Source organism: Microcystis sp. Msp_OC_L_20101000_S702 (genome assembly GCF_007095705.1).
GTDB lineage: Bacteria > Cyanobacteriota > Cyanobacteriia > Cyanobacteriales > Microcystaceae > Microcystis > Microcystis ichthyoblabe_A.
The window spans coordinates 1-9,374 of record NZ_SFBO01000040.1 but is presented as its reverse complement, the minus strand read 5'-3'; the positions used below and the strand labels follow the sequence as shown (position 1 = coordinate 9,374).

Here is a 9,374-nt window from a genome sequence, read left to right as displayed (position 1 = left end):
AATATCACCACGGCTAATGATGCCGAAACCCGCTTTAAACTCTGGAAGGGCAGAAAAGCGGCTTTTGCGGCGGCGGGGAAAATTAGCCCTAATTATTTTGTCCAAGATGGGGTGATTCCCCGCACTCAATTGGTCTATGTTCTTCAGGAAATTAAGGCTTTAAGTGAAAAATACGGTTATAAAATCGCCAATGTTTTCCACGCCGGAGATGGCAATTTACACCCGTTGATTCTCTACGATAACAAGGTAGAGGGGGCCTGGGAAGAAGTGGAGGAATTAGGCGGTGAAATTCTCAAACTTTGTGTGCGGGTTGGCGGCAGTTTATCGGGGGAACACGGTATCGGCATCGATAAAAATTGTTATATGCCCGCCATGTTTAACGAGATTGACTTAGAAACTATGGGCTATGTGCGGGATTGCTTTAATCCCAAGGGTTTGGCTAACCCGGGGAAATTATTCCCCACCCCGCGCAGCTGTGGGGAAGCCGCTAATGCGAAAATACAAGGGTTTGCGGGGGTGGATGTGTTTTAGGTTATCGGTAAGTATTGACTGATGACTGATTACAGTCCAGCTTGGGGTGCTAGGGGCAGATTGATATTAGAGGGGAAAACTGGGACTTGTCTTTCCAGAAAACGCTGAATGATTAATTCTCGGAAAATCTCTAGGTCTTTTTGCCATTGTCCCAGATATTGTTTGAGCAGATTGAATCGATCGCGGCCCTCGGCCAGATTATAGTTAAAGTTGCCGGCAAATAATAGCGCCCCTAAAATTTTGCCATCGGGTAATTGTAATTTTGCCTCGTTAATCGCCACGGATAGCTGAGAGGTTTCTAACTGATAAAATAGATTGATGCCGGCTTGTAGGGGGGCCGTACCGAAATTGTGCCAGGGACCGGGGGCCAGAAGAGTTTCGGTGATATATTTTTTAGCGGCATCGGGGCTACTGGGGAGAGGAACAATACTTTTCGGGGCGATATTCAGGGCTTGATATTCGGCTAAAGGGAGTTTATCTAGATATAAACCGACAATTTCTGGCAGTTTCAGGTTCAGGCTATCGGGGGATTTAATTATCTCCACAAAGGTAATTTTCCGGGGTTGGGCGACGATGCTGATGCCATTTTGAAAATTAACTTGAGCGTAATTGGGATTGAGTACCGGCTGGCCATTTAATTCCCAGTCGGGGGGAACTATTCCCGAATATTTGAGGAAATCAATCGTTAGCATGGCGGGATTGAGGCTTTTGGCGGTAATTGCGATGGCAAGTTCTTGTATTTCCCGCAAACTAGCCAGTGGTTGATTGGCGTTATTGTCAGTAGTGGCAATCATCAATTTTCTCCTTGGATATTTATCTTTTCTTTCTAAGTGGGTGGGGGTTAAAAATTGTTCAGATATCCCCCTTATTAAGGGGGGATTAAGGGGGGATCGGTACCCCCCTTATTAAGGGGGGATTAAGGGGGGATCAAAGACAAAATCTATCTTCAATTTAATTGAAACCACTTAAGCCCCCCTTATCAAGGGGGGCAGGGGGGATCCCCCCGCCTATCGGCACCCCCCTTATCAAGGGGGGCAGGGGGGATCGAACCTAAAATCCATTTTTAATTTAATTATAACCAGCTACTTACTTAGGGTTACAGTTAAATTATTCCGGGTCTCGGTGGCTTAGTTACTAATCAACTCAGACACAGGACAAGAGAGCCATTCTAGATAAGTATTACTCAATTCTTTCACCGCTAATTCATAGAATCTCTGACCGTGTTCGGGAGTCGCTAAAGCAGGATTGGAACCCATACGACCATCGGGGTAATTTTGGCGAAAATTAGCCGCACCGTAAATATCATGACCAGAAGCTACTTTTTCCGATAAAAAGGCATTTTTAAGGCTCTCAGGGTAAAGATACTGAGTTAACGCCACTTCGCTCGGTGTAGCGTGGGAACCCTCCTGATATCCATACAATTCTTTGGCTAAAAGATAAACTTCTCGCACCATAAACCAATTGGCCACTTGACATTTAACCTCGTTTGTGTTAGGCAAATTGAGGGTATCCAAATGATAATAGGTTTCCGAAAAAGCGGCTTTTAGGGTGGCAATATTGCCCCCGTGACCATTAATAAAGAAAAATTGACGAAAACCGGCTCTAGCTAAACAAGTCACATAGTCGAGGATGACTTGAATCAAAGTGCTAGGACGAAGACTAATTGTACCGGGGAAAGCCGTGTGATGTAGGGCCATACCCACATTTAAGGTGGGTGCTACCATTGCTCGTACCTGTGTCCCTACTCCTTTAGCGATCGCCTGAGCACAGAGAGCATCTGTACCAATCAGTCCCGTCGGCCCATGTTGTTCCGTGGAACCAATAGGAATAATAATTCCCTGAGATTGTTCTAGATAGGATTCCACCTCTAACCAGGTGGATAACTGTAATAACATTCGGCTCTACCCCCCCGAGTGCAGGTTGACCAATTGAGATAAAATTAGGACGAATAATCAAGTATTTTTATGTTAACCCTTGACACCCCCCCCTTGTCGGCGAGTACGGATTTCGTTCCCAATCATCGGATTTTAATCGTTGAAGATGAAGAAGTGATTCGGGATATGATTATTTTGGCTTTGGAAGAAGAAGGTTACGAGGCGCTCGGTGTTAGTGATGGTCGCGCTGCTTTAGAATTGCTGCAAAGTCAAGAATCTAGTAATCACGGTGAATCTCGGTTTGATTTGGTCGTTTTGGATTTAATGCTACCCCAAATCAGTGGTCTTGATATCTGCCGTCTGTTGCGCTATCACGGCAATATTATCCCGATTTTAATCTTAAGTGCTAAGGCCAGCGAAACCGATCGAGTTTTGGGTTTAGAAGTGGGTGCCGATGATTATCTGACTAAACCCTTTAGTATGCGCGAATTAGTCGCTCGTTGTCGCGCTCTGATTCGTCGTCAAGGATTTACTTCCCTAGCTGCCGCTCCCGTGCGAAAATTCCGCGATGTTCTTCTTTATCCCCAGGAATGTCGGGTGACGGTGCGAGATGAAGAAATTAACCTTTCTCCTAAAGAATTCCGTCTCCTCGACCTATTTATGAGTTATCCGCGCCGAGTTTGGTCAAGAGAGCAGTTAATTGAACAAATTTGGGGGCCAGATTTTTTAGGAGATACCAAAACCGTCGATGTTCACATTCGCTGGTTACGCGAAAAACTGGAAATCGATCCCAGTCAACCGGAATACCTGATTACTGTACGCGGTTTCGGTTATCGTTTTGGCTAGGTGAGCGATTATATTTTCAAGTTTAGCGATCGCCGCTTTCTGGGATAATGACTATTTTCGCTTTTATTTTCGGAGTAGTTTTAGGTTTGAGTATTTGTTATTGGCAAGTCTCACGCTTAAATAGAGAGTTAAAGCGAACCCTAAGCGCTCTCTCGGATTCGGTGGATTTGTCGGCCTCTTTTCCCGTTACCTCCCTAGTGCGTCGAGAATTACAGTTTCTCTCCCAAAGTCTGCAAGAGCGAGAAAAGAGTTTAGAAATTCAGAAATCCTTGCTAGAACTAGCGCCGATCGCCTATCTTCATATAGATGCCGATAATCAACTGCTCTGGTGTAATCAACAGGCAATTACCCTCTTAAAACTCGATCGCTGGCAGCCAGATCAAGTGCGTCTGCTGCTGGAATTGGTGCGATCCTACGAATTAGATCAATTAATTCAAGAAACTCGCCAAAAACAGAGTCCACAGGTGCAAACTTGGACTTTTTACCCGACTAATTATCCTGTCAACCCCATTAGCGATCGCCAAGTGATTGCTCCTAAATCGATTGCCTTGAAGGGTTACGGTTATCCCTTGCCAGAAGGTGAAATCGCTGTATTTATCGAAAATAGACAGCCTTTAGTGGAATTATCGCAAAATCGCGAGCGAGCTTTCTCTGACTTAACTCACGAGTTACGCACTCCCTTAACCTCCATTTCTCTCCTTACCGAAGCTTTACAAAAACGCCTCCAAGCTCCCGAAAGACGCTGGTTAGAACAAATGGGGAAAGAAGTGGAGCGTTTGAGTCAATTAGTCTGCGATTGGCTAGAAATCAGTGAATTACAAGCGGATGCGGGGCGATCTTTACAATACCAGATGATTAATCTAGAGGAATTAATCAGCGCTGCTTGGCAGACTGTCACCCCAATAGCCGCCCAAAAACAGATTAGCTTAGATTATTCCTCTCCGGTGGATTGGACGGTAGAAGTCGATCACTCTCGTCTGCTGCAGGTTTTCCTGAATCTCTTTGATAATGCCATTAAGTATAGTCCCGATCAGGGGAAAATTCGCCTAGAAATTCGGGAAATATCCGATACTATCGGGGAAAAATGGCTGAAAATTGACGTTATCGACAACGGGAAGGGATTTAATGAAGCGGATCTACCCTACGTTTTTGATCGCCTCTTTCGCGGTGATCCTTCCCGCACCCGTCAAAAACAAGGCACAAAGGATTATAGTACCGGTTTAGGTTTATCGATTGCCAAAGAGATTATTCAAGCCCATGGCGGTTCGATCGTCGCTCAAAATGATCCTAACACCGGCGGCGCTCGCCTACAAGTCACTCTCCCCCATCAAAAAAAGGAGGTGGGGTGATGGGTGTGGGGTGTGGGGAGAAAAAAAATCTGTCAAGTTCTCTGGACAACTGTACAAAATCGAAAATTTTCTTGTTATCACTGTAGAGAAAGAGTAGTTTTATGTTAAGCGAATCCGACCGTGAGCCTATCCAAAGAAACCAATCATCCTGATCGCACCTATTTCGCTCGTTCTCTCCAGCGATTGGAACAGGATGTGCTGAGAATGGGAACCTTGGTCGAAGAATCCTTTCGTCTTAGCCATCAATCCCTTTTTGCTAGGGATTTGGAAATGGCGAAAAAAATCCCCCCCCTTGACAAGGAAATCGATCGCTACTACCGTCAAATCGAGTTAGATTGTGCCACTCTCATGACTCTACAGGCTCCCGTAGCCCAAGATTTGCGGCTTTTAAGTGCTTTTATGCAATTAGTGCGCGATTTGGAACGTATCGGCGATTATGCTAAGGATTTAGCCGAAATAGCACTCAAGTTATTCGCCTACACTCCCCACGATTGTATGGGTGAGATCGAGGCTATGTCCCACCATGCTCAGTATATGTTAGCCACGAGCCTTGTCGCCCTGGCCGACCTCGATCAAGAAGCCGGTCCAAAGGTCAAAGAACTAGATAATACGGTCGATCGAGCCTATGATTATCTCTATCACACTCTCGCCCATCAAAGAGATATCAAGGGTGTGGTGGAACCAATCTTGCTGATGGCTTTACTAATCCGTCATCTGGAACGCATGGCCGATCACGCCACCAATATCGCCCAAAGGGTATCCTACATCGTTACTGGACAGAGAGGCTGAGGGTGCGGGTGTCCTGAGTTTATTTCTCTCGAACTCTGGCCCGCGCTTTTAGCGTTTACGACTCAGGGGGTTTAAAATTTCACTTAACCCCTCTCCCAAGAGGGATAAACCCACCACCATCGTGGTCATTGCTAATCCGGGGAATAAAGTCGTCCACCAGATACCTGTAGATAAATCCGCCAAAGCTTCCTTGAGATCATGACCCCATTCCGGCACTTCTTCCGGTAATCCTAAGCCTAAAAAGCCTAAACCGCCTAAAACAAGGATCGCATCCGCTGCGTTGAGGGTAAAAAGAACTGGGACACTCTGGACGACGTTAAAGAAAAGATATTTTGATAATATCCGGCTAGGACTGGCACCGATCGCTCGTGCCGCTTCGATAAATAACTCATTTTTAACGCTGGCGGTTTGATTTCTGACCACGCGAAAATATTGGGGAATATAGGCAATGCTAACAGCGATCGCTACATTGAGGATACCACGACCCAAAACGAAGGCGAGAGCCACCGATAATAATAACCCCGGCAAGGTGTAGAGGGTATCCATGAGAAAGAGGAGAACGCGATCGATTTTACCTCCCAAATAACCGCTAATTAGTCCTAAAGGAACCCCGATGACTAAAGATAATCCTGTGGCCAAAAATACCACGGACAAGGCCGCTCGCGCCCCGAATAGGGTGCGGGAAAAGACATCATAACCGCGCACATTCGTCCCGAACCAATGCCCGGAACTGGGGGCTTGTAGGGGATAATTGCTTAAAATGTCGGTTGGATCCTGAATCAGTCCGAACGCTTGCAGAAGGGGCGAAAACAGGGCAATCAGGATAAAAATAATTGTCAATACCAACCCAACCCCTAGTAGTTTAGTGGTTAGGTTGGGTTTCAGAAAAGGATCGATCGGCAATTTAACAGGAGTCATCGACAAAATTTAGCCATTGCATAGAACGCTAATTGTACAAGAGCAGTGTTTTTTCAAACAGCCGGGGCCGAAACGACCATAAACCAGAGCAAGACTGCTAAAGCTAAAACAGTTAGTTTAATCAGGACATAAAGCAGTCCGTTGGGATAAAGGAGATCGTGAAACATATTGCCTCCTCGGGAGAGAGTAGCGATTGTCCCTCTCTATCTTTGATCCTAAGTCTTTTTCTGTTCACCTGACGCACAACTTAACAAAACGTGCGATTATAGGGAAAAAGATTTTTTTTACTAGCTATGGCACTACTGACCACAGGAAAACCATTTATTCGCGATCTGGAACAATACGGTGCTTTAGGTGTTTACGCACCCTTAGAAGGGGGTTACGAGGGACGCTATCAAAGACGTTTACGGGCCACTGGTTACAATGTCCTGCATATCACCGCTAGAGGTCTAGGCGATTTAAGTGCCTATCTTACCGGCATTCATGGAGTCCGTCCCCCCCATTTGGGTAAAAAAAATATTGGTCGGGAAGCAGCCGTGGGACCAGTTTATTTTATTCCTCCCATTGCTACCTATCAATTGGAAAATTTACCTCCCAAATCTAAAGGTTTAGTGATTTGGATTATTGAAAGTTTTGTTTTATCCTCGGAAGAAAAACAATACTTAATTAATCTTAGTCAACAGGAACCCCGGTTAAAATTTGTCCTAGAATTGGGTGGGGAAAGATATTTCCGTTGGCAACCTTTGAGCAAATCTTTAGTCGCTGCCTAAATTACCGAAATAACACGGTTATTTAAATATCTCATCCTCAAACCCTCTCCCCGGAGAGGGAAACTTCAATTCTTGAGAGTTTGTTGTTCCTTTCTCACCCTTTGGTAGCTATTTATTTAATTTTCTTAATTTTGCGAGTTGGCCTAGGGGAATTTGCCATAATATGGGATATCGTTGCCGCAAAAAACCTAGGAGTTAGATCGTGACAGTGAGAGTTCGTATTGCCCCCAGTCCCACCGGAAATTTACACATTGGAACCGCACGCACAGCCGTGTTTAACTGGCTTTTTGCCCATCATCACCGGGGTAAATTTATCTTGCGCGTGGAAGATACAGATTTAGAACGTTCTCGACCAGAATATACCGAAAATATTCAAGCGGGCCTACAATGGTTAGGACTGAATTGGGATGAAGGTCCTTTTTTTCAAACTCAACGCCTTAATTATTATCGTCAGGCCATTCAAACCCTGCTCGATCGAGGTTTAGCCTATCGTTGTTATTGTACCCCGGAAGAATTGGAAAAAATGCGGGAAGAACAAAAAGCCCGTAATCTTGCCCCCCGTTACGATAATCGTCACCGTTATCTCACCCCCGAACAACAAGCTCAATTCGAGCAAGCGGGGAGAAAAGCAGTAATTCGTTTTATTATTGACGATGATCGAGAAATTATTTGGCAGGATTTAATCCGGGAAAAAGTTATCTGGAAAGGTAGTGATTTAGGTGGCGATATGGTGATCGCTCGTACCTCAGAAAATGCGGAGGAAAACTTCGGTCAGCCTCTCTATAATTTAGCGGTAGTTGTTGATGATATCGATATGGAAATTACCCATGTTATTCGTGGGGAAGATCACATCGCTAATACGGCTAAACAAATTCTTTTATACGAAGCTTTAGGGGCAAAAGTGCCGGAGTTTGCCCACAGTCCTTTGATCTTAAATCAGGAGGGTCGCAAGTTATCTAAACGGGATGGAGTCACTTCGATCGATGATTTCCGAAAACTGGGTTTTTTGCCGCAAGCTTTGGTTAATTACATGACTCTCCTCGGTTGGACTCCTCCCGATTCCACTGAAGAAATTTTTACCCTTGAAGCGGCCGCTGAAGTGTTTAGTTTAGAACGGGTAAATAAAGCGGGGGCAAAATTTGACTGGACGAAATTGGATTGGATTAATAGTCAATATCTTCATCGTTTAACCGGTGAGGAATTAGTGCCTTTACTTCTCCCTTACTGGCAAGAAGCAGGGTATAATTTTGATGCTGAAACCGATCGCGCTTGGTTGATCGGTTTGGCTACTCTCATCGGTCCGAGTTTAACTCGTTTAAGCGATGCTGTCGCTGAAAGTCGCTTACTTTTAACCCCTGTGGCGAATTATAATCAGGAGGCTTTGAGTCAATTACAATTAGAGGGAGTTAAGGATATTATCAAGGATATTCTCGCCGCTATTACTCCCGATTTGACCGGAGAAGCTGCTAAGGGAATTGTGGAGACAACCACTAAAACCCATCGGGTTAAAAAAGGTCTGGTGATGAAGTCTCTACGCGCCGCTTTGATGGGGGAGTTACACGGTCCGGATTTAATGCAGTCTTGGCTACTTCTCAATCAAAAAGGTTGGGATCTATCCCGTCTTCAGCAAGCAGTAAATAGTTAAATTGATCGGCTATCAGTTATCAGAAAATTTCTTGTATATTAGGGTTGACAAATGCCCTAAGATTGCTATATACTTTCTGGTATAATGGGAATCCGTGTCGCCCTGCATACCCTGCTCGTGATCAATTACTGAGGGGACGGGGGCGGATTTTTAGGTTTTGGCTCTTCTCGACTTTGTGTGATAATTTTTGCTTATGGAATCCTGAAGTGTTTATCGGGCAGAACTTTTATACTAAATCTGGTTATTAAAAACTGATTATTTATTCTCCGTTTTGCATGAGTGCCTCTCCTGATATTTAGCCTATACCCAAGGGATTTAGTATTACTTCCGACTTGATCACTCAATCCAAGCTTTTGGGGGGTTCTGCCCCCCAAACCCCCCGTGCATTAGTTTTTCGGTGGGATGCTTACACGCAGCTGCTGACACATCTGTAATCATTTAAGAGTCACTCCCGCAAGTGGAGTGCCTCTCCTGATATGTAGCCTATATTCAACGGATTTAGTATTAGGACTATTTTGCGGAAGAGACTATCAGTATAACTGGACTTCCCCGTTGACAAAAGGCCATAACCTGTGCTGTAGAAGGGATTAAGAGAATTTCCGCCGCCCCGTTACTGGGTACAAATCAGGGAAACTCCCAATAAATCTAACGC

The 9,374-nt window shown here is 44.9% G+C and carries 9 protein-coding genes; 6 read left to right on the top strand and 3 right to left on the bottom strand.

All coding sequences use genetic code 11. The annotated features are described in order from the left end of the window. Positions 1-531, top strand: a 531-nt coding sequence (locus EWV60_RS04640; protein WP_287231307.1) for an FAD-linked oxidase C-terminal domain-containing protein, incomplete at its 5' end; no start/stop codon positions are given. 29 nt (positions 532-560) lie between these two features. Here the strand turns inward: EWV60_RS04640 and EWV60_RS04635 are convergent. Further along, entirely contained in the window at positions 561-1,325 is a 765-nt protein-coding gene (locus EWV60_RS04635; RefSeq protein WP_287231306.1) for a hypothetical protein, read from the bottom strand. Between the two features lie 333 nt (positions 1,326-1,658). Next, on the bottom strand, positions 1,659-2,426 hold the full coding sequence (locus tag EWV60_RS04630) for a creatininase family protein (RefSeq protein WP_287231305.1): 768 nt from the start codon (positions 2,424-2,426) through the stop codon (positions 1,659-1,661). Positions 2,427-2,495: 69 nt separating this feature from the next. Between EWV60_RS04630 and EWV60_RS04625 the strand changes: the two genes are divergently transcribed. From EWV60_RS04625 to phoU, 3 genes are all read left to right on the top strand, one after another. Then, on the top strand, positions 2,496-3,251 hold the full coding sequence (locus EWV60_RS04625; protein ID WP_002776120.1) for a response regulator transcription factor: 756 nt from the start codon (positions 2,496-2,498) through the stop codon (positions 3,249-3,251). Positions 3,252-3,298: 47 nt separating this feature from the next. Beyond that, positions 3,299-4,600, top strand: coding sequence for a sensor histidine kinase (locus EWV60_RS04620; RefSeq protein WP_287231303.1), 1,302 nt, complete (start codon positions 3,299-3,301; stop codon positions 4,598-4,600). Between the two features lie 120 nt (positions 4,601-4,720). After that, on the top strand, positions 4,721-5,389 hold the full coding sequence (gene phoU / locus EWV60_RS04615) for a phosphate signaling complex protein PhoU (protein WP_046662732.1): 669 nt from the start codon (positions 4,721-4,723) through the stop codon (positions 5,387-5,389). Positions 5,390-5,437: 48 nt separating this feature from the next. Here phoU and EWV60_RS04610 read toward each other — a convergent pair whose 3' ends face one another. Next, positions 5,438-6,307, bottom strand: a complete 870-nt coding sequence (locus EWV60_RS04610; RefSeq protein WP_287231302.1) for an ABC transporter permease — start codon at positions 6,305-6,307, stop codon at positions 5,438-5,440. Positions 6,308-6,600: 293 nt separating this feature from the next. Here EWV60_RS04610 and EWV60_RS04605 point away from each other — a divergent pair, with 293 nt between their 5' ends. Together EWV60_RS04605 and gltX are read left to right on the top strand one after the other, a co-directional pair. Continuing rightward, a complete protein-coding gene (locus tag EWV60_RS04605; protein WP_002735370.1) occupies positions 6,601-7,077 on the top strand; it encodes an NAD(P)H-quinone oxidoreductase subunit N in 477 nt (158 codons plus the stop codon). Positions 7,078-7,279: 202 nt separating this feature from the next. Next, the gene (gene gltX, locus EWV60_RS04600) at positions 7,280-8,722 is read left to right on the top strand and encodes a glutamate--tRNA ligase (protein ID WP_287231300.1); all 1,443 of its coding nucleotides are present in this window, start codon (positions 7,280-7,282) and stop codon (positions 8,720-8,722) included. Positions 8,723-9,374: the final 652 nt, after the last annotated feature.

Excerpts from the sequence above, each read along its gene's own strand:
- EWV60_RS04635 (WP_287231306.1), bottom strand. The coding sequence starts at position 1,325 with ATGATTGCCACTACTGACAATAACGCCAATCAACCACTGGCTAGTTTG.
- EWV60_RS04630 (WP_287231305.1), bottom strand. The coding sequence starts at position 2,426 with ATGTTATTACAGTTATCCACCTGGTTAGAGGTGGAATCCTATCTAGAA.
- EWV60_RS04625 (WP_002776120.1), top strand. The coding sequence starts at position 2,496 with ATGTTAACCCTTGACACCCCCCCCTTGTCGGCGAGTACGGATTTCGTT.
- EWV60_RS04620 (WP_287231303.1), top strand. The coding sequence starts at position 3,299 with ATGACTATTTTCGCTTTTATTTTCGGAGTAGTTTTAGGTTTGAGTATT.
- EWV60_RS04610 (WP_287231302.1), bottom strand. The coding sequence starts at position 6,307 with ATGACTCCTGTTAAATTGCCGATCGATCCTTTTCTGAAACCCAACCTA.
- EWV60_RS04605 (WP_002735370.1), top strand. The coding sequence starts at position 6,601 with ATGGCACTACTGACCACAGGAAAACCATTTATTCGCGATCTGGAACAA.